Source organism: Protofrankia sp. CiT1, from assembly GCF_917627335.1.
Taxonomy (GTDB): domain Bacteria; phylum Actinomycetota; class Actinomycetes; order Frankiales; family Frankiaceae; genus Protofrankia.
On the sequence record NZ_CAKJTP010000067.1, the window covers coordinates 1 to 21,354 of the forward strand.

The 21,354-nt window shown below is 65.5% G+C and carries 12 protein-coding genes; 6 read left to right on the plus strand and 6 right to left on the minus strand.

The genetic code is table 11. The features are described from left to right. Positions 1–313: 313 nt before the first annotated feature. From MJ785_RS12700 to MJ785_RS12715, 4 genes are all read right to left on the minus strand, one after another. Positions 314–1,456 carry a glycosyltransferase family 2 protein gene (locus tag MJ785_RS12700; protein ID WP_239348245.1) on the minus strand — a complete coding sequence of 381 codons (1,143 nt, stop codon included), beginning with the start codon at positions 1,454–1,456 and terminating at the stop codon, positions 314–316. A 238-nt stretch (positions 1,457–1,694) separates the two neighbouring features. Then, entirely contained in the window at positions 1,695–3,251 is a 1,557-nt protein-coding gene (locus MJ785_RS12705) for a glycosyltransferase family 39 protein (RefSeq protein ID WP_239310317.1), read from the minus strand. 28 nt (positions 3,252–3,279) lie between these two features. After that, entirely contained in the window at positions 3,280–4,554 is a 1,275-nt protein-coding gene (locus MJ785_RS12710; RefSeq protein WP_239310304.1) for a glycosyltransferase family 2 protein, read from the minus strand. Positions 4,555–4,820: 266 nt separating this feature from the next. Further along, positions 4,821–5,354, minus strand: coding sequence for an SCO family protein (locus MJ785_RS12715; protein ID WP_239381018.1), 534 nt, complete (start codon positions 5,352–5,354; stop codon positions 4,821–4,823). Positions 5,355–6,622: 1,268 nt separating this feature from the next. On the opposite strand from MJ785_RS12715, the gene MJ785_RS12720 reads away from it, so the two are divergent. From MJ785_RS12720 to MJ785_RS12730, 3 genes are all read left to right on the plus strand, one after another. Next, the gene (locus MJ785_RS12720; protein WP_239310302.1) at positions 6,623–9,127 is read left to right on the plus strand and encodes an ATP-dependent Clp protease ATP-binding subunit; all 2,505 of its coding nucleotides are present in this window, start codon (positions 6,623–6,625) and stop codon (positions 9,125–9,127) included. Positions 9,128–9,383: 256 nt separating this feature from the next. Further along, complete coding sequence (locus MJ785_RS12725) at positions 9,384–10,889, plus strand: metallophosphoesterase family protein (protein WP_255727649.1); 1,506 nt, start codon at positions 9,384–9,386, stop codon at positions 10,887–10,889. Between the two features lie 376 nt (positions 10,890–11,265). After that, positions 11,266–15,408 carry a DUF4062 domain-containing protein gene (locus tag MJ785_RS12730; RefSeq protein ID WP_239381022.1) on the plus strand — a complete coding sequence of 1,381 codons (4,143 nt, stop codon included), beginning with the start codon at positions 11,266–11,268 and terminating at the stop codon, positions 15,406–15,408. Between the two features lie 505 nt (positions 15,409–15,913). Here the strand turns inward: MJ785_RS12730 and MJ785_RS12735 are convergent. After that, entirely contained in the window at positions 15,914–16,102 is a 189-nt protein-coding gene (locus MJ785_RS12735) for a hypothetical protein (RefSeq protein ID WP_239310017.1), read from the minus strand. A 269-nt stretch (positions 16,103–16,371) separates the two neighbouring features. Between MJ785_RS12735 and MJ785_RS12740 the strand changes: the two genes are divergently transcribed. Both MJ785_RS12740 and MJ785_RS12745 read left to right on the plus strand, forming a co-directional pair. Beyond that, complete coding sequence (locus MJ785_RS12740) at positions 16,372–17,616, plus strand: XRE family transcriptional regulator (RefSeq protein WP_239310016.1); 1,245 nt, start codon at positions 16,372–16,374, stop codon at positions 17,614–17,616. A 264-nt stretch (positions 17,617–17,880) separates the two neighbouring features. Next, entirely contained in the window at positions 17,881–19,485 is a 1,605-nt protein-coding gene (locus MJ785_RS12745) for a PP2C family serine/threonine-protein phosphatase (protein ID WP_239381024.1), read from the plus strand. Between the two features lie 42 nt (positions 19,486–19,527). Here MJ785_RS12745 and MJ785_RS12750 read toward each other — a convergent pair whose 3' ends face one another. Then, positions 19,528–20,610, minus strand: a complete 1,083-nt coding sequence (locus MJ785_RS12750; protein ID WP_239381026.1) for a hypothetical protein — start codon at positions 20,608–20,610, stop codon at positions 19,528–19,530. Positions 20,611–21,138: 528 nt separating this feature from the next. Between MJ785_RS12750 and MJ785_RS12755 the strand changes: the two genes are divergently transcribed. Continuing rightward, the coding region (locus tag MJ785_RS12755) for a hypothetical protein (RefSeq protein WP_239381035.1) at positions 21,139–21,354 on the plus strand (216 nt) is incomplete at its 3' end.

The following is a 21,354-nucleotide window of genomic DNA, read 5'->3' on the forward strand; positions in this document are numbered from 1 at the left end:
CATATTCGTCGCGGCAGCCAGGGCCGCCCGTGGCGCGGCTGCCACGGGCCCGAGAAGCGCCGTGAACATGACCGCCACGGATAGCGCACCGAGTGATCTGGCAGTTTGCCAGCGCCGCCATCGGCGACGGCGCCCGATATTTTCAGGACCTGTCATCGACAATCATCTTCTCCAGAGTTCTCGGGGCAGCCGCCCAGGTCCCCACCAGCAGTGGGGCGGTAAACTGCCGGCAAGGCTGTGGGACTTGCCGCGGTTGTCCGGGCTGGGCTGTCGGAGGTCCCAGCTGGACCATCGGCAGCCGCCGCTTGCGGGTTCATGCCGTATGTTCGGCTAACACGTTTTCAAATGCCTCCCGCTCAACCATGATCGCCGTTTCGGGCAGGTGTCCGGTGGCTTTCTTCCCACGGCGCCGGTAGACCAACCGGTCGATAAGCAGAAATCGTAACGCGAACGCGATGGCCAGCGTCAGCAGAGTGCCAGCCATAACGCTCAGGCCCCACTTTTCGACAAAAAAGGCGAGCAGTGGCAGCCGCAGGAACAGATCGCTGCTGTTAAGCAGCATGAAGGGCCCGATCCGGTGCCGCCAGGAGCCCTTTTTGTCGGGCCAGACGAGTAGTTCACAGCCGAGGAAGTTCCACCCGTTCGCGATTTGCGTAGCCGCTATGGCGGCGACAGTGTAATGCAATCCGAGCAGGACAAGTGCGGCGGTACCGAGAACGTTGGGCAATAGCCCCGTCGCGCCAACGAGCGCGAAGCGCGCCGCTCGCGGAACCCGGAGCCAGAAAAGATGCCGAACAAACCGCAGCCCTTCGAGGACGGAGGCATTGGATTCGCCCGTATGCCGTTTCGCAAACGAGTACGGGATCTCCGCTACACTGATCTTGTCCATGCGGACGAGCAGCTCAAGCAAAATTTTGTAGCCACTTGGCTGCAGATTATCAAGATGAAGCGCGCCAACCCGGACGAGGAAGAATCCACTCATCACATCGGTCACACCCCGCAGCCGGCGGGGGAAAACCAACCGGGAGACAAGACTTGCGCCGGACGACACAAACCTGCGCATACCATTGGCCAGTCCGGCGGCGTCCCCGTTCCCGCGATAGCGACTGGCGATCACCATGTCCGCCTGATTGGCGACTGCGGCGTCATACAGCGTCGGCAGAGCTTCCGGCGGATGCTGAAGATCGCCGTCCATCACGACCGCGTAAGGAGAGCGTGCCGAGCGGAGCCCGTCGACGACCGCACCGCCGAGTCCCCCCCAACGGACAGCCGGTGCACGATGATAAAGACGGACCGTCACGTTGAAGTTCCGCCGAACGCTTTCCACAGTCTGTGGCGTGTGGTCGGTGGAGTCGTCGACGAACAGAACTTCGGCAGCCATACCGCTGAGCGCCGCGTCCACCCGGTTGAGAAGCGGCATCACGTTACCCGCCTCGTTTCGCGTCGGCACGATCACCGTCAGCTGCGGCCGCGGCCCGGATTCCGCTCTTGAATACTGTGCGGGAATCCCATCGACCGCCGCCCGCTCCGCCGGACCCGGTTCGGGCTCCTGCGGGGACGCTGACGGGGACTCGACGGCGGCACCCGCCGCCTGTTTCTTTTTTCGACTCACGCTACCCCCAGATCCACTGGTTTTCAGACAGTCTTGAAAGCCGCTTGTCGCCTGTCCGCCGTCGATTCAGCGCGGCTGTGGATCACTTTGTCACCGCTCGGAGCTCAACCGCGGCCGGACCCGTGCCAAAACGTGCGACTACCCGCGAGTGTTCGACCGCGATACCCATCGTAGTCAGCCCGAGAGTCGAAATATCCTGCCGCATGAATGGTGTGAGGATGATGTAGTCCAGATCGCGCCAGCCGTCCGGCAGCTCTTTCTTTGCCGCACTGTCAAGATCTACTTTGTAGTACCAAATCGTATGCCAGGGTGAAGAGAAGCCGGCATGGTAAACATCCTGCCACATCGTGTTATCCACGACGATACGACTGTCCCGTGGGATCGCCGAGGTTCGCAGATAAGCTACGGCCGCGACGTGTTCCGTATTGTTAGAAGATGTGAAAGCCCGCGCGAGGCCAGGCTGCCATGCGGCACCGAGCGCCACGATGCCGACGGTAAAAGCCGCGAGCAGGCTGCCGTCGCCGATCAGTCGCGCCGGCTTGCCCCACCGCCGCGTGGTCGACCACGCCTGGTCGACCACGCCACCCACGCACAGCGCGAGAAAGGGCAGCGCCACGATGATGAACATCTGCGGCAGATAGCCTTTTCGTAGCAAGGTGATTCCCAGCAGCACGACCACCAGCCCGATCGGGCGAAGCCGACGGATGGTGAGCGCGAAAAGAGCGCTCAGGGCACCCAGAATCAGCAGCCACCGGTCCAGCTGCACCCAGCCGAGGGCCGTGGCGTGAGCCGACGCAACCGGGTCGAACACCGAGCCCGAGCCGGACCGTTTCACGAACTGGAACTCCATCGCGGCCTGCAGCGACACACGGATGGGGCCAGCGAACAGCTCATTTTTCAATAAAGCCATCAAGGGATATACCAGGCAAATCAGCACAAAACCTGACCAGAAGCCCACGGAGGCGAAATCCCGGGTCCTCGCGTAACTGGACTGCCAGCCCGCGAGCGCCACGGCGGGCACCAGTATGGCGGTGGTCTCCTTGGTCAGCACGGTAACCGCGAGAAAAACTCCGGCCAGCACATAGTGCCAGAGGTGCTGACGGGGCGTACAGGCGAAGTAGAAGGCCGCGATAAGCCATGGGATCGCGAGGTTGTCCAGATACACCTGACGCAGAAAGGTCACGGAGATCGGCGAACAGACGAACAGCAGGACGGCCAGGACGGCAAAGGGCCGGCGGATATCCAGCCGACGAGCCAGCAGGTAGAGCAGCGCAGCCGAGGCATCGGCGTAGAGGAGCATGATGGCGCGCCCAGACGAGACCGTCAGCGAGCCCCCGTGGAAGGCCGGGATCCAGGAAAGCGCGGCCAGCTGTATCCAGCCGAACGGCGGATGGTCATACCAGTAGGTGTATGGCGACAGCGCGCCGTGCGCCCGCACCCATTCGGCCTGGGAGAGATAGGTTCCCTCGTCGTCCTGGACAGTCGGGTAACCGTGGAGGTTGACAAGTAGAACTATGGTTGTGATCATCACTAGCCCCATGATGATCGCTACATCCGGCCACCGCCGCCGCTGCCGGTCGACCGCCGCCGCGGGTGTTCGTAAGGCGCTCAGGACTGGCTGCGGTAGCACTGCGGTCATGGACACGTTCGGATCCCCCTGACTTTCTTCAGGCCGCGTCGTCGGCGGTTGCGGATGTACTCAGATGGGCTCCGGCGTGGGCGGTCTTCTCCCACTCGAAGTTTCCGGCGAAGAAACGAAAGGCTGATCTCACGGCCGCCCACGAGAGGATCAGCTGATAGGCGGGCATAAAGAACACGAGACTGGCATAGTCACGAACCCGGATACGAAAGTCGTAATCCCGGCCGAATGCCCGGAGCGCAGCCGCCTCGAAGCCGAGCATGGCGATCGTCGGGACAGCCGGCAGAAAGGAGGTCAACGTGACGACCATCGGGAACTTACCGGCCACGACAGTCAACAGCGCGACCGGGAGCACTAGTCCCGAAAACGCCTGTGTCATCGGTTGCGTAAGGGTGAAGCGGGCGAGGTTCCGCGCCCGGCGGGTCGGCAGCTTCCGCCAGTCGCCCTTATGGAGTACCTGCATAAAACCGAGATTCCACCTGGTCCGTTGCTTCACCAGGGCGTATATCGTGTCAGGTGTCTCCTCTCGGGTGACGAGACGAGGATCGAAGGCGACACTGACCTTGCGGCCGAGCGCGGACAGGCGGACACCAAGATCGCAGTCCTCGGCGAGGCAGTTACCATCCCATCCGTTCACTTCGTTGAGCAGCGTCCGGCGTACGAACACGGTGTTTCCACCGAGCGGGATGAACTGCTTCTGGGCATGCAGATGCAGCCGTGAACGGAACCAGAAATAATATTCCAGACAGTTGCGGAGAGAAAACCAGCTGGACTGGAAGTTGACGAGCTGGACCGCACCCTGGACGACGTCGGCATTACTCGTCTGAAATACCTCGTCAACATGGGCGAGCAGTTCCGCGGCCGCCAGTGACTCCGCGTCGAAGACGCCTACGATGTCGCCGGTACAGTCCGCGAGGGCGGTGTTCAGCTGACGCGGTTTGTTCTTGACTGCGGACTGGTCGACCGAGATTTTCAGACCTGGCTGGCCGGCGGCAATTTTCTGTACCACCTGCACAGTCGATGGGTCATCGTGGCCGACAGCCAGAATTATTTCCACCTGCGGGTGCGTCTGGCTGACGAGACGGGCGACGGTCGCGCTCAACACCGCCTCGCTCTCGTGGCGGGCGGGAACGATAATCGAAAAACTGTGGCAGGGTTTGCCCATGGCCGGCAGGTAGAAGGTCTCGTGGTACGTTTCAGGCGTGCGCCATGCGTGCAGCATCCACCACAGATTGGTGCCGGATGTCGCGAACAGCGTGAGAGCAATGATAACGATTGCTGCCGAGACAAGGGCAGACAGCAAGGTCGTTCCTTTCACCTTACGGGTATCAACTACAACCCAAGATCGGGGGGTGAACCGCCGAGTTCCGTGCTGGCTGCCGGACCGCGAGGTGTTACCGGGAAAAAGGTCCTGGACTGCCGCCGCACACGGGCCGGCTCATAGTGGCCGCCCCCGCCACAGCTGCGTTTGCCGGTCACCGCTGCGAGTCCTCCGCATGTCCCGGATCTCCTCCCCGACGGTCAGTGCGCGTATCGTGCGTACATGCTGTGTACACGGAAAGGCACCCACTACAACCGATTCTCCAGCAACAGGGGAATATCATGTGAATAGTCAGCGACGGTCGTGCTGGGAAAATATCCGGCGCGGGCGGTGCCATCCGGCGCGAAGGCGGTCACTCGGGACACGTGCTGAACCAGCCAGCTCCCATCGGCTGCCTGTTCGGGCGGAACGACCGGGAGCCCGAGGGCCGCTGCGTAGTCAGCGATGTCCGCCCATTTTCCAGTGAGGCCGATGAAGGATGTGTCGAACTGATCAAGCCATCGACGCATCGTCTGCGGCGAGTCACGCTCAGGATCGGTCGTCACAAAAACAAAGGTGGTCCTGGCCCGAACGGCCGGGGTTTGCTGACCGAGAGCCGCGGCAATGTCGGCTGCCGTTGTCGGGCAGACGTCCGGGCAGTGGGTGTAGCCGAAAAACACGAACGCCAGCCTGCCCGCGGTCCCCGACCGCACATCAAACGGAGATCCATTCGTGTCGATGAGGTGGCTGGCTGGCTGGACGACCGTCGGATTCAGGGGCCGGCCCGCGAGGGAAACGGTCACGCTCGCTTTTCGTCCGGACACGCTCGCCGATCCAGCCGATGCTCCACAGGCCGAAACAAGGGAGAGCAGGACAGCGGTGGCGATCGCCAGCTCCGCCCGCCGATCGGCCGCGTGGCCCCGCCCACACGGATCGATCCGTTTGCCGGGCAACAGGCCCCGGCGGACAGCCGCTTTCGGGCCATCGGCTCCCACCGCGCCTGACGATCGGCGGCGAGCGAGCTCCCATGCGGCAGAGCGGAGACGACGGTGACTCGATGGTGTTAAGAGCCGGTTCATCCCCCCACGCGTTCCCCCCCGTTCCATCGGTCGACAAGTCGACTCCCGGTAACGTACGGTAGATTGTGACGACACGGCCTGCTGTTACCTTCCAGACGATCCGTCGATGACCGACCCCAATCGGTCATCGGCAGCTCTTCGTGGCAGACGCAAGCCGGATAGTGCATGTAGTGACATCCCCCAAAAAATGCCCTGAGAGGTGATGCTAGCAGGAGCCGAGGGGTGCGGGCAGCGCGGCCTCCAGCCAGAAGCGCGAGCTGAATATTGGGTATTTTCTGGCTGAAAAAAGTTGATTGGTAGATAATTTTGCCCCCATGGCGTGATAGCGATCCGTTGATCATCGATCAGGCATTGCGGTTATAAAGACCACACGCCCGGTCACCGCGGTCGCGCCGAGCCATGACAATCAGCATTGTTGTCAGCCGCTCCCCCGATAACCAATCCAGCGTTCGGGGCACGGAAAATCCCGGCCATCGAACCAGCCAGAGCCTCTTGCTTTTGTTTTCCAGGCGGCCAGCGCAAGGCTGCCTGGTGATCACTACTTGCCCTCCGCCCAACAGCGGATACAATTAGCTACTGTAGCGCAATCAACAAGTAAGATTTTTCATCTTTTATACAAGACTATAACCAAAAGTACACAAAATATCACTTTCAGCAACTAGCGGCAAGCGACTGACATCTGGACCGAGACCCTTGACCACCAATGATCGGGTGTGACCCGATCACCCGGTAGCTGGGCACACCGACCCGGTAATCATGAGATTTCGTTCTGCTCTCGGCGGAACAGCGGGACGGAATCGCTCCCGGTCGGTCACCGTTGACCAAGACGTCTTCGCTGGTGGGCCGACTGTCCCGGTTGGCCCGCCGTCCACGACGAAGAGGGCGAGGCCGGCGGGTAGGTTTCCGTTCGATGCGTGGGGACATGCCTCGGCGGAGCTAGCATGCGGATACCGGCTGCCGTGTGGTCGGTCGCACCGCTCGAAGGAGCGCACATGTTCGAGAGATTCACCGACCGGGCACGTCGGGTCGTCGTCCTGGCTCAGGAAGAAGCCAGGATGCTCAACCACAACTACATCGGCACCGAGCACATCCTGCTCGGACTGATCCACGAGGGGGAGGGCGTCGCCGCCAAGGCACTTGAGTCGCTCGGGATCTCCCTCGAGGGTGTTCGGTCACAGGTCGAGGAGATCATCGGGCAAGGCCAGCAGGCGCCGAGCGGGCACATCCCGTTCACGCCCCGGGCCAAGAAGGTGCTCGAGCTGTCCCTGCGGGAGGCCCTGCAACTCGGCCACAACTACATCGGCACCGAGCACATCCTGCTCGGACTGATCCGTGAGGGCGAAGGCGTCGCCGCGCAGGTACTGGTCAAGCTCGGCGCCGACCTCAACCGGGTCCGCCAGCAGGTCATCCAGCTCCTGTCCGGCTACCAGGGCAAGGGCGACCCCGCCACCGCCGGTGCCCCGGCCGAGGGCACCCCGTCGACTTCGCTGGTCCTCGACCAGTTCGGCCGTAACCTCACCGCGGCCGCTCGTGAGTCCAAGCTCGACCCGGTCATCGGGCGCGAGAAGGAGATCGAGCGCGTCATGCAGGTGCTGTCACGCCGGACGAAGAACAACCCGGTACTGATCGGCGAGCCCGGGGTCGGCAAGACCGCGGTCGTCGAGGGGCTGGCACAGGCGATCGTCAAGGGCGAGGTCCCCGAGACCCTGAAGGACAAGCAGCTGTACACCCTCGATCTCGGCGCGCTGGTCGCCGGGTCCCGCTACCGCGGTGACTTCGAGGAACGCCTCAAGAAGGTCCTCAAGGAGATCCGCACCCGCGGCGACATCATCCTGTTCATCGACGAGCTCCACACGCTCGTCGGCGCGGGCGCCGCCGAGGGCGCGATCGACGCCGCCTCCATCCTCAAGCCGATGCTGGCGCGCGGCGAGCTGCAGACGATCGGTGCCACCACCCTGGACGAGTACCGCAAGCACCTGGAGAAGGACGCCGCGCTCGAGCGCCGGTTCCAGCCCATCCAGGTCGCGGAGCCGTCGGTGGCACACACCATCGAGATCCTCAAGGGCCTACGCGACCGCTACGAGGCGCACCACCGGGTGTCGATCACCGACGGCGCGCTGGTCGCCGCGGCGTCGCTGGCCGACCGGTACATCTCCGACCGGTTCCTGCCGGACAAGGCGATCGACCTCATCGACGAGGCCGGGTCCCGGATGCGTATCCGCCGGATGACCGCTCCGCCGGACCTGCGCGAGTTCGACGAGCGCATCGCCAGCGTCCGCCGGGACAAGGAGTCCGCGATCGACGCGCAGGATTTCGAGAAGGCCGCGTCGCTGCGTGACAAGGAGAAGACCCTCCTGGCTGAGAAGGCCAAGCGGGAGAAGGAATGGAAGGCCGGCGACATGGACGTCGTCGCCGAGGTCGGCGACGAGGAGATCGCGGAGGTGCTGGCGATCTGGACCGGCATCCCCGTCTTCAAGCTCACCGAGGAGGAGACCGCCCGTCTCCTGCGCATGGAAGACGAGCTGCACCGCCGTGTCATCGGCCAGGAGCAGGCCATCAAGGCTGTCTCCCAGGCGATCCGGCGTACCCGCGCGGGCTTGAAGGACCCGAAGCGTCCCGGTGGCTCGTTCATCTTCGCCGGCCCGTCCGGTGTCGGTAAGACCGAGCTGTCCAAGACGCTGGCGGAGTTCTTGTTCGGTGACGAGGATTCGCTGATCCAGCTCGACATGTCCGAGTACATGGAGAAGCACACGGTCTCGCGACTGGTGGGTTCTCCGCCCGGTTATGTCGGGTATGAGGAGGGCGGCCAGCTCACCGAGCGGGTGCGCCGCAAGCCATTCTCGGTCGTCTTGTTCGACGAGGTCGAGAAAGCCCACCCGGATGTGTTCAACACTCTTCTGCAGATCCTGGAGGATGGTCGGCTGACCGACTCCCAGGGCCGGCTGGTGGACTTCAAGAACACCGTTCTGATCATGACGTCGAACCTGGGCACCCGGGACATCTCCAAGGGCCCCGGCATCGGGTTCGCGACCGGGCAGGGCGCCATCGATTACGAGCGGATGAAGGCGAAGGTCCAGGACGAGCTCAAGCAGCACTTCCGGCCTGAGTTCCTGAACCGGATCGACGACATCATCGTCTTCCACCAGCTGTCCGAGCAAGAGATCATCCAGATCGTGGACCTCATGCTGGCCCGGGTGGACGTCCAGCTGAAGAACAAGGACATGGCGCTGGAGCTGACCCCCGCCGCCAAGGCGCTGCTCGCCAAGAAGGGCTATGACCCGGTGCTGGGCGCCCGGCCGCTGCGCCGGACGATCCAGCGGGAGATCGAGGACGTCCTGTCCGAGAGGATCCTGTACGGGACGCTGCGTCCCGGCGAGATCGTCGTCGGCGATGTCGAGGGCGAAGGCGAGGCCGCCACGTTCACCTTCCGAGGTGAACCAAAGCCGAACCAGGTGCCTGACGCGCTGCCGATCGATCTGGCCAAGTCCAGCGAGTAGGAGTCGTCTTACGGGTAGGACCCTGGATCAGGAAGGGGCGGTTCCGCGGCAGCGGAGCCGCCCCTTCGCCATGTTCGCCATACCGGCTGTGCGGCATCCCACAAACCGCCCCGAACCCTTCACGGGCTGTCCGATACCCGTCGGTGTGGCCGGCGGAACTCGTCCATGTCCTCCGGATAGCGTTGACACCATGGCATAGCAGACAGCAACAGCAGTCAACGGTAACGGTGATGGTGACAAAAAGCGAGGAGGGTAGTTGGCCCCGCGCGCGGGAACTCCCGTTGAACACATCCATCTGACGTTCGGCCCGGACCCGGCGAGATCAATGGCCGTGTCATGGACGACACCGATCATGGTCCGCCACCCGCGGGTACGCTTCGGCAGCCCTCCGGGCGGTCTCGATCGCGAGGTCCCCGCTGTCACCCGGGTGTACACCGATGGCGTCACCGGCATGGACGTGATCAATCATCACGCCTTGCTCGGGAACCTCGAGCCGGATGCCATGTACGTGTACGAGGTACTGCATGACCGGATCGCCCGCGTCGAGGGTGGGACGCTGCGGACGGCACCCGACGGCCGGGCGCGCTTCACGTTTACCTGCTTTGGTGATCAAGGAACGTCCGCTGCCTACGACCCGTTCGGCACCCCGGCGTCCGAGCACGTCGTGACCGGCATCGAACGCATCAACCCGCTGTTCACCCTGATCGTCGGCGATCTGTCGTACGCCAATCAGCGCAGCAACCCACTCCGGGCATGGTCTGACTGGTTCAACATGATCAGCATATCCGCTCGGCACCGCCCGTGGATGCCCGCCGCTGGCAACCACGAGGTCGAACGCGGTAACGGAGCGCATGGGCTGAGCGCTTACCAAAGCCGCTTTCTCCTGCCCGACAGCACTGATCCCGCTGATGACCTCGACGCCGTTGGCGAAATCACTGACCGCGCGAATCCGGCTGTCGCCGGCCTGTGGTATGCCTTCACCGTTTCGGGCGTGCGTTTTGTCGTCCTGCAGAATGACGACATCTGCTATCAGGACGCTGGCATGATGTACATTCGCGGTTACAGTGGCGGCCGGCAACGGGCCTGGCTCGCGAAAACCCTGCGCCAGGCCCGCGCTGATCCGAGCATTAACTGGATCATTGTCTGTATGCACCAGACCGCCGTGTCAAGCGCCGCACAGCACAACGGCGCCGACCTCGGAATCCGTCAGGAATGGCTGCCGTTGTTCGATGCCTTCGAGGTGGACCTTGTCCTGTGTGGGCACGAGCATCATTACGAACGGACATATCCACTACGTGGGGTAGTCGATGGCTCAGAGGTGCTCACGCCGCGGCCGGCGTCATACGAGACAGATGTGATCGACACCTCAGCCGGAACCGTCCACATGGTCCTTGGAACGGGCGGCTCCTCAGCGCCGTCAGCCGGCAAGCTGTTCGATCCGCCCGAAGGCCGAGTGATCGTTGGCGGAGAGCCGCGGAAATCCGACCCGACGCGGCTTCGCGCGATTCACGCCCGCGAACCAGCGCCCTGGCTGGCGCTGCGCGCGCCGGAGCATCCGTACGCATTCGCCGGCTTCGACGTGGATCCGGGCGAACCTGGCGGCGCAACCCGCATCCGAGTGACCGTCTACGACAGCTCCGCCCCCTCGCCCGTCCCCTTCGACGCTTTCACGCTGGTCAGAACCTGTGCTACCGCCACCGACCGGACCGGCGACCAGGCTGGCACCCACGGCGACGAGACCGTCCCCACCCGGACCCGCTGACCGCTGACCGCTGACCGCTGGCCGCTGGCCGCTGGCCGCTTGCCACCGAGCCAAAGCCGAGAGCTTGCACCGATGGTACGAAATTCGTTACCTTCTGTTCGCGTCCCGGTGGGAACACGGTGGACCCGCGCGTTCCCCCGTACCTCGCGGGTTGATCGCCACCGGGGCGCGCACCGAACGGGAACGCCTGGTGATTACGCGCGGACGTCATATATCAACAGGCCCGTGAACCGATAAGAGTGCCCGCGACAGAAGCGTGGATCAAGGAACGGGGCTGGCGTGCGTGCCCCAGCCCCGCGATGCGGCGTTCCCTGTTGCCGGAGCCTCCAAGAGCGCCGCCGAAACCGGGGCCGCGACAGCTGTGTACCGTTCACCTGTGCGTAGAGCGACGAGGGTGCTGCGGATATTTCTCAGTCATACCTCCGAGCTGCGGCGGTTTCCCACCGGTGCGGCCGGTTCGTTCGTCCATGCCGCCGAGCGGGCGGTCAGTCGCGCCGGGCATGTCATCGTCGACATGGCCTATTTCACCGCGCGGGACGGTAAAACGGCCAGCTACTGCGAGGAGGCGGTTGCCACCGCCGATGTCTATGTCGGTCTTTTCGGCTTCCGTTACGGGTCACCCGTCCAAGACTCACCCGATATCTCCTACACCGAGCTGGAGTTCCGGACGGCCGCTGAGCTCGGCATGCCCCGGCTGGCGTTCCTGCTTGACGAGAAGGCGAGCATCCAGGCGGAAGCCGTCATCGACCTCGACCACGGACCACGCCAAGCCGTGTTCCGGCAGGAGGTGGTGAACTCCGGAGTGACCGCGCACTACTTCACCACCCCGGACGGTCTCGAGCGAGCGCTCTACCAGGCTCTGGTCGAACTTGCCCCGAGCGGCGCGGACATCGGGGCCAGCGGGGCAACGCGCTCCGGACCGGTGAACATGGCTCCAGAGCTGACCCGGGTCCCTATTCCGCGGCCCGAGCTGTCCCGGCCGCTGGTAGATCTGCTGTGTGCGCACGACGGCAGGCCGGTGGCAATGACCACGGCGCTGCACGGTGCCGGCGGGCTGGGCAAAACGACCCTTGCCCAGGCTCTGTGTGCCGATCCCGAGGTGCTGGAGTGGTTCTCCGGCGGCATCCTGTGGACGACGCTCGGCGAGCAGATCTCCGGCCCGGATCTCGCTGGACGTGTCAATCAGCTCGCCGAGGTGCTCGACGGGCGGCGTCCGACGTTCGTCGACCCGCTCCAGGCCGGGCGCCATCTCGGCCGCCTCCTTGACCGTCCGGGCCAGGACGCGACGGGTGGAACCGGCCGCCGGCTGCTGGTCGTGGACGACGCGTGGCGAACCGACCAAATCGAGCCGTTTCTCATCGGCGGGCACGGCTGTATACGGTTGATGACAACCCGCATTCCCAGTATCATCCCGGCCGACGCACGAGCGGTCGCGGTCAACGAAATGCCACCTGACCAGGCATTCGACCTGTTGACGACAGGCCTGTCACGGGACGCCCTGACAGGCGCGGACCTGACGGGCCTGCTGTCGATGACGGGCGGCTGGCCAGTGCTGATCTCTTTGGTCAACGGCCAGCTCCGGGCCCGGATGAATGCCGGCACGACGCTCGCCGAAGCCGTCGCCTGGGTGGAACGCGCTTCGGAGCACCGCCCCGGACTACTACGCCCCGGACTACTGCGCCCCGGACCGTCACAAGCCGGACCGTCACGAGCCGCTCCACCGCTATCCGCTCCAGCGCTATCCGCTCCACCGCCGTCCGGTCCACCGCCATCCGGTCCGTCATGGCCCGCAACACCGTCCAACACCCTTCCGTCCCCACTTACGGACGGCGAATCGCGCTCCGATGCGGTCAGCTCAGCGGTCGCGGCCAGCCTGACCTTGATCGGTGACGATCGCCTGCCGCTCGTCACGGCGCTTGCGGTGTTCAGTGAGGATGTGACGATCCCGTATGTCACGCTTGAACGTTTCTGGGCCCAGCTGGACCAGTTGAGTCCGCAGGACAGCAGCCGTCTGTGCGGCGACCTGTTACGCCTCGCCCTCGCGACCGCGGCCGGCGCGACCGAACCAGGGCTGCGGCTGCATGACGACATCCGCCGCGCGTTGCGCCACGAATACGCCGCCGACCGGCCTGGCGGTGACGCTGATCGGTTACCGTCGCTGCACCGCGCGCTGATAGACGCGCACCGTATCGGCCTCCCAACCGAACCGGATGGGCATACCGCCTGGTGGGCGCTTTCGCCCGACGAGCCCTACCTGTGGAACCACCTCGCCGGACACCTGCGCCTAGCCAGCATAGCTGGCATGGCCGACATGATCGACAACACAGCGGCCGATACCGCCGATACCGCCGACGACACGACCGCCGATACCGCCGAGAGCACCACTGACGACACGGCACGTGACCCGGCAGGGATCGAGCTGGACGCACTGGTCATTGACTTACGCTGGGTAACAGCTCGCCTGCGGCTGCACGGAGTCGCCGCGATCAACGCGGACCTGGCGCTGGCCCGGGACCCGCGTGCGCCCCTGCTGCGGACCCGCATCGAACAGAACGCCTACCTGCTGACTCCGACCGACCCCGCGCACGCGCAGGCGGCCACCCTCGTCAGCCGGTTATGGGATGATCCGGACTTCGGCGCGGCAGCCCGGACCTTCAGCGCGGCCCAGCCAGCCGGGCGCATCACCCCCGCCTGGCCGATGCCCGATCTCCCAGACCCCGCCCTGCTGCGTGTCCTCACCGGCAACCCACGCGTTGTCGTTGGTATCGCGGCCAGTCCGGATGGTCGATGGGTCGCGGCGGCGGGTTCGGACACATCCGTTCGGGTCAGCGAGACCAGCGGCGGCCAGCAAAGCATGGTTTTTCCTCCGGCGAAGAGCGGGTTGATCCTCTCCGTCCGGTTTACTCCTGATTCGAAGTATCTCCTCCTCACGACAAGCGAAGGTTTCCTGCTGCGGCTGGACGTGGCGGCCGGCGACCTCACCGTGACCCGTCCCTTCGCGGGCGGCCGCTCACCGCTGCTTGATCCGACCGGCCGCTGGTATGCCTGCACCGATCAGGACTCGCTTCGGGTGATCGATGTCGACACCGGCCAGGAGCGCCGGGTCATCCGTGGCATCATGAGCGCGAAGCCGCTGGCATTCAGCCCGGATGGGAACCATATCGTCTGCGCCGGCGGCAAGATCGACGTCTTCTATTTCGTGAATCTCGCGACCAATATAAGCCAGGCACGTCAGGTACGGCTGAGCCCGCGCCATTGTGTGGCGCTGACCGCGGACGGCTCACGGCTCGTCGTCGGCGAGGAAAGCGGACGGATAGAGATCACAAAATGGTCCACCGGCACGGTGACCCACTCGTTTTCCGGCCACACCGGAAAAGTGACTGCACTGGCCGTACATCCCAGCCTCGACCGGCTGGTCTCGGGCGGCCACGACGGAACGGTCCGGGTCTGGGACCTCACCGACGACGACCGGCGGGCGGTCCTGCACGGACACTCCGGTCCGGTCACCGCAGTCGCCCTCAACGAGGACGGAACCATCATCTCAGCAGGCGAGGACACGACCGTCCGGTTGTGGGACGCCTCCCGCGCCTGGCCGGGGGCCGGACGAAGCTTCCGCCCGGTCGAGCGGCCGGTCTTCGCGGGCAGTACCGCCGCGGTGCTGACGCACCCGAACGACGGCTGGTTCGCCGCGGCGGAACATGACGGCGTCCATCTGGTGGACTCCTCCAGCAGGCTCGAGCTGCGGGTCCTGCCCGGCGCCGGAATCACCTCGCTCGCGGTCAGCCGGGACGGCGAAATCCTCGCCCTCGCCGGGGAGGACCACTACGTCCGTCTCTACGAGACCGGCTCAGGCCAGCCGCTTGCCCGCATGCCGTCCGTCCAGCCGCCCGCCCAAGTAGTGATCAGTCCACAGGATCAGTACATAGCCTTCGCCGGACGGCTCGGCCGATGGATCCACGTCAGCCGCCTGACCGCGGTTGCCGACACCACGAGGCGACTGCGGATCCGGCGGGGCACGACCACGTCCCTGCACTGCGAACAGTACGTCCGCGCGATCGACATCACCGCTGACGAGAGGACCCTGGTTTCCGTCGACGGCACCGGCACCTTCCGGCGCTGGAGCCTCCCGACCGGAAGACCACTGGATACCACCCAGTGGGAGGGATTCACGGTGGCGGTGATGAAGCTGGCGCCGAGCGGTCACGATGTCGTGTGCGGGGCCATCGACGGCAACATCCACGTTTTCGATCATCGGACCGGTTCCGCGGCCAGAACCGTCACCGGCCACGCGGGCCGAGTGACCGACCTCGCTTTCACCCGCGATGGCAGATATCTCGCAACCACCGGTGACGACCAGTCGGTCCGGGTATGGCATACCGGTTCGTTCGAGTGCATCGCCGCGTTGACAGTGGACGGACCGCTGCGTTCGGTCGCCTGGTACTCGACCGACGACCGGCTTGTCGTCGGCGGCGACGGAGGCCTGTATGTGTTCGACCTCGTCCACCCCGATCGAGGCTGATCAATACCGATCGGGATTGATCAGGACCGGGCCGCCAGATCTGACCGGCCTTCGACGCCAACCCCGCGGCGCGCTCGAGCGTCAGAGGATACAAGGGGTTCCCGGCTCTGGACGGAGGGTCGGGAACCCCTCTCCACGGCCCCGGGCCCACCGGGCATGCCAAAGATCAATAATCCCTGAGAGCGCCCGAGGATAGGGCGTTCGATCAGCGAGCGGCTCATCCGCGCCCGGTCCGGCAAGGCGGCGGAGGAAGGCGCCCTGGTGGTGGGCGCCGACTGAGGACAACGCGGCCGGGCGGGACGCGGGGAGCCGCGAGCCGGACAGTCCTGTCCTCGGGCGCTCTAAGCCGGGGCCTTCGCTCGGCACACCGGGAATTGCGTGCGCGGGATTCCGCCGCGACCACGCGCATGATATTCGCGCCACCGCTACGCGGACGCCGCTTGCGCGAAGATCCTGCGCGAAGCTGAGCAGCCGGATTTTCCCAGCCCTTGAAAACCATTCCAGATCACCAGCCGTGCCCAGCCTTCGGGACCGTCCCGAATGATCGGGCCAAAATGATCGGGCCAAACAGCCGGCCGGGACGGATTCCCAGCGTGCCGGAGCAGCCCGTGAACGCGACCAGCACCTCGGCCACCAGCCCGGCCAGCAGCCCGGCCACCGCCTGAACGGACGTTGCGGCAACGAGGTTGAACAACCACAACCATCGACCTGTTGAACCTCAACAGCCGGTCGACCGTTGGGTTTCTTGCACACTTCGGGATATAACAACACCGCGGACGCAATCTTGCACTACTTGTTCCGCCCCCGAGCCTGACGTACGCTGCACCAGCGGCAGTCGTCGGCCTGGTTTTGCTGTTTATCTTGGAATGTCCCGGGTACCAACCTGTGATCACGATGAAGCCTACGACTACGGCTGCAAGGCCAACGACTATTTCCTGACTGGCCATTTTGAGGAGGCCGGGCGTGAGAGAACCCAGCAGTCTGCTCGGGCGGTCACGGGCTTCTCGGGAACTTGGAGCCCGCCGTTCTCGCCGTGGCACGGCGGCCACCGCCGCCAGCGCCGGTTTTGTTCACAACGGAATCACACTGACCGCTGACGCCCCACCATGGACGCTCCAGCACCTGTGGGCGTCCGATGGGCTTGACGCCGCGCTGGAAGAGGTGACCAGCCGCGTCCAACGGCCCGCCGTCCTCACCTTCACCAGCGCGACGCTCGGCGCGGTCGTCCACTCCTGGCTCGTCGCGCCTCCCGTCCGATCCGTGGCGGTACTCAACGGCAGGCACATCAACGAGGCGCTCGTCGCCGGCTTCACCGAGCGCGTCGACGCGTTGCGGCGGATGGACGACGTCCTCGGCGGGGAAGACGTACATGGGCTTGCGGTATCCGAGCTACGGGTGATCGTCCGGCTGCTGCGCACCGGCGCGTACAGCCAGGACCAACGCGCGCGGCTGTATGCCGTCGCGGCGGAACTCGCCCGGCTGGCGGGCTGGGCCGCGTTCGACAGCGGCCGCCACCAGATCGCCCAGCAGTTCTGGCTGGTAGCGCTGCGTACTGCCCACGAGGCCGGTGATCGGGCCATCGGCGCCAACATCCTGCGCTGCATGGCCGAGCAGGCGGTGCGCTACGGCGAACCCGCCGACGCGGTCATCCTGCTGCGCGCGGCCCGCGCGGGTGCCGCGAACGTCCTCACAGCGACTGAGAAGGCGGTACTCGCCGGCTCCCTGGCCATCGCGCACGCTCAGGCCGGCGACATCCAGGCTGTGCGGACCGAGATCGCCGAGGCGTTCACCCAGATCGAGCGGGCCGACCCCACCCAGGACCCGGACTATGTGTACTGGTGCTCCCGGTCGACCATCGAGTACTACGCCGGCAAGGCTCTGTTGTGCCTCGGTGATGCCGCCAGCGCCATCGGGCATCTGAGCCGGTCCGTCGACGAGCTCAACGCCTGTGAATACCCGCGGGAGCTGGTTCACCACCGGGTCTGGCTAGGCGTGGCCCAGGTCGACGCGGGCGAGGTCGAGCAGGCTGTCGACCTCGGCTACCAGGCGATCGACCTGGCCGGTTGCGTCGCGTCGGAGAACGCGAGGGTTGATGTGCTGACCCTGTGCAGCGCGATCGAGATCGCCGGGCATCCCCGGGCCGCCGCCCTTGCCGAGCACGCCCGCAGCGCCCTGCGGTGCGCCGACCGGGCACCAGTCCGGGCCTGACCGGTGCCTGGCCACCCATCGGACCACGGACCGTCTCCGTCCCCGCGGGTTCGTCCTGGCATCGATGGCGCGGCTGCCTGACACTGGTCTGACCCGTTTCGGACACTGCTCGTCAGCGCTGGTCAAGTCGTGTCGGTCCCTTGTGTCGATGTCGCGACACATCCATCGGCTGATCTGCCTTGATGCCATTGAGTGGGTACGGGGGACGCCAGCGCGGACGTCCGCTAGCGTGATCGGAATACCCGCACGTGGGGGACGGAGGCCATGGACAGTTCGGTGGTACCCATCACATTGATCGTGGTGCTGCTGATCGGCGCGATTCTCTTCGTCGTCGTCTCCAGCCGCGCCTCAGGATTCGGCCCAGGGCCGGCGCATCCGCCACGCTCGGCGGCGCCCACCGGGAGCCCACGGCCCAGACAACGCCGACGTCGGCGGCAGGGGGTCCTCGCGACATTGCGGGGCTCCCTGAGAAACCCGGCCGCTGCCACCCGCGCCGCTGGAGCGGGCGTACCGGGTAGACCGGCCAGCGCGGGTCCGGCCAGCGCGGGTGGACCGGCTGGACCGGGTGGACCGGCGGCTTCCGCCGGCCCCGGCAGCCTGGGCCAGCCTGCCTTTTCAGGGACCGCAGGGGCCCCCACCACGCCAATACCACCGCCATCCGGTGAACCACCGACGACCGCCTACGTCACGCTGTCCGACCTGTCCGACGACAGGCAGCCGGACGTCTGGTCGACCCAGCCGGCCCACGACTCCGCGCATCGGGATTTCGAAGCCACGGCGACCGCGGTCACCACAGCCGCACCGGTCAACGCGGCGGCATCCGCCACCGGACAGCCCCGTCAACAGGACACGACCGGGTGGACACCGCCACCCGTCGACCCGCCCCCGGCCGCGACAACAGGCATTGACGTGCCTCACGCCGCCGGCCACCGTGCTGACGGGCCGTACCCTGGCAACGTGGAACGAGGCATGCCCGGCGGCCAGGATGGCTTTGGTACCGACGAAACGGCGATCACTCGAATGAGCGCCGACTATTCGGACCACGGCAATGCCGGCGCCGGTGCGGTTGGCGGCCCGCGGGAGGACCCCGCCGCGACGCTGCCACCGGAGCAGACGATTCCCCCGGTATCCCCGCTGGTCGCGAACGAGCCCGATGTCTCCACCTCGCCAGCGCTGCGGCTGGCCGCCGCTGGGCGGACCCGACGAGGCAAGCGCGGCGGTCCCAACGAGGATGCCTTCGTCGTCCTCGACGGCCTGCTGGCGGTCGCCGACGGGGTCGGTGGCGAAGCGGCCGGCCAGATCGCCTCCACCCTTGCGGTGACCACCGTGGCGAGCTTCCGCCCGCAGTACGCGGCCGACCCCCGCGACGGCCTGCGGGGAGCGCTCGACCGGGCCAACCGGACGGTCCGGGAGAAGCCGCTGCAGGAGCCGTCCTGGCACGGCATGGCCTGCACCCTCGACGTCGTCGTTCTCGGCCGGCAGCATGACACGGGTGAGACCCTGTTCGTCGCGCATGTCGGGGACAGCACCGTGTGGCTGCAGCCCGGGCGTGGCCGGCCTCGCCGGCTCACCACCCCGCACGCCATCAAGAACGGGCCGCTGCTGAACGCGATCGGCCTCAACGAACAGGTGGAGCTGGACCTGCTGGAGGAGCCGGTCCAGGCCGGTGACCGGGTCGTCCTCGCCAGCGACGGCATCACCAAGGTCATGACACCCGAACAGCTGGACGGTCTGCTGATGGAACTCGGCACCATGAGCCCCGAACAGGCCGCCGACGCGCTTGTGGACGCCGCTATGATCGCTGGAGCCCGCGACGACACCACTATCGTCGTCGGTGACCTGGTCACCGACGACGCAGCCGCCCGGTAGCCAGCGGGCTGCCGTCGCGCGAGCCGCGCCCTCCGGCGAAGATCACTGGACCTCCCGGAGAACCGCGACCGCGGTATCCCTTGCGGCCAGCCGTACCGATTGCGGGTCCGTGGTGGCAGCGCTCACACACACCGCGATAGCAACTGTTGGATTATTGGCCGGGGCGAAACCGACCGCCCAGCCGGCTTTGTCGCCATCGACAAAGCCGGCGCTGGTCGAGCTCGTCATCAGCGCAAAGCCCGGGTTTCCCTCCGCCGTTGCTTTGCGTATTTCCTGCGCTGCCTCAACAGCCAGCCTCACGTCACCGATCCCGATCGCGCACCTGTTCGCTGGAGCTTCGACGAGAAGATGCGGACAGGGCGGAGGATTACCGTTGCTCCCGGCCGCCAATGCGGACGCCACCACCGCCAGCTGAAAGGGCGTGACCCGGATCGGGGCATCAGCAGCCACCGCTGACGTGGCCCCGCAGCTCTTCCCCAGCAGTATCGACGACGCCGCGACCTGGACGCCGTTCACCGAATGAGGCATACCGTCGAATCCCAGACCGCACGCGATCTTCTGCACCCTGTCGAGCGAGCTGCCCTGGATCAGCTGCTGTTGGAGGAACGCCGCGGTTCCCGGGCAGAGGTACCGAATCATATCCGGAAACTTCCCGCACTTTTCTTCCCCGGAACTGGGGTTGACAAGCCGGGAGAGTGCGTCCTTGTCCATCGCGACCGCGCTGAGCACCGCGGTGAGCTCACCGGGATCAACAGCCAGGCCCACGGCGAGATTGTTGTTGCCAGCCGCCTGGCCATGGGTGGCGACCGCCCGTACCCCGCCGTCCTTGGGATCGATTATAACAATCGCCCCGGCGGGCTTGCTACTGACACCCCCGATGCCCTCGACGCTGGCGCCGTCCAAAGCGCTGACAGCCCTGTCCTGCCACTTCCTGGAAACCGTCAGCATAATCTTATCCGGCGCTGGCCGTGCGCTCGCCGCATGCAGCGCGGCCTCGGCGAAGACCGCGGGGACGTCAGGCGCCTGCCACACTCCGCCGCTGTTGACAACATTCTTGAAATCGCCGTCCGCCCCAACGACAGAAATACCAACGGGACTTTTTTCTTGGCCAGCTATCACAATCATGAGAACAACGAGAATGAGGAAAATGAGAAAAATAATAGGAACGAAGACACGTGGGTCCCCGAGATTTATCCTCCCAGGTCGGCCGCTTTGCTCCACGCCGCTGGCGGGGGAAGTGCCAGTCCCGGCAGCCGGAGTCCATTCGGGACGGTGGGACTGCTGCCCTGGGGGAAGTGCCTGCGGAACGTAGGTTGAGGGCGACGACGACCAGGTTGGCTGCCGGTTGTTCTGGGACCGCCGGTAATCGGCATCGGCCTGCGGTGCTGGTCCGAGAGGAGTCAGATCAGCACCCGTGGGCCGGGAAATGGTCGGCTGAGTGGCGATCGGGCTTTCATCAGGATCCCGAGGACGATATGAGCCCACCGTCGGCGGAGGCTCCGTTGGGGGGACTGTAGCCGTGGCACGATCGCGCTCGAATGCCCGGTGTGCCTGTCCGCGTAGCTTCTCAAGCTCTCGTCGGATCTCCGGACCGATCGGCTCACCGGCCAGCGAGTAAATCCCCGCGACCAGGCGGTCGATGAATCCCCGGTCGTGCAGATCCACGACCGTGACATCAGAAATTACCCTTTGAACAATTTCCCGGCCGTATTGGACCCGCGCGGCGCATTCAGTTCGAAGCGCCTCCTCAAACTCATGGTTCTCGACGGTACGGTTCCGTCTCCGGACCTCGGCACGGAGGTCCTCGAGCGCCTGGGCGTCATCCGCGACAACGGAGGATATCGGGAGCGGACTATCGCGGAAGCGGCG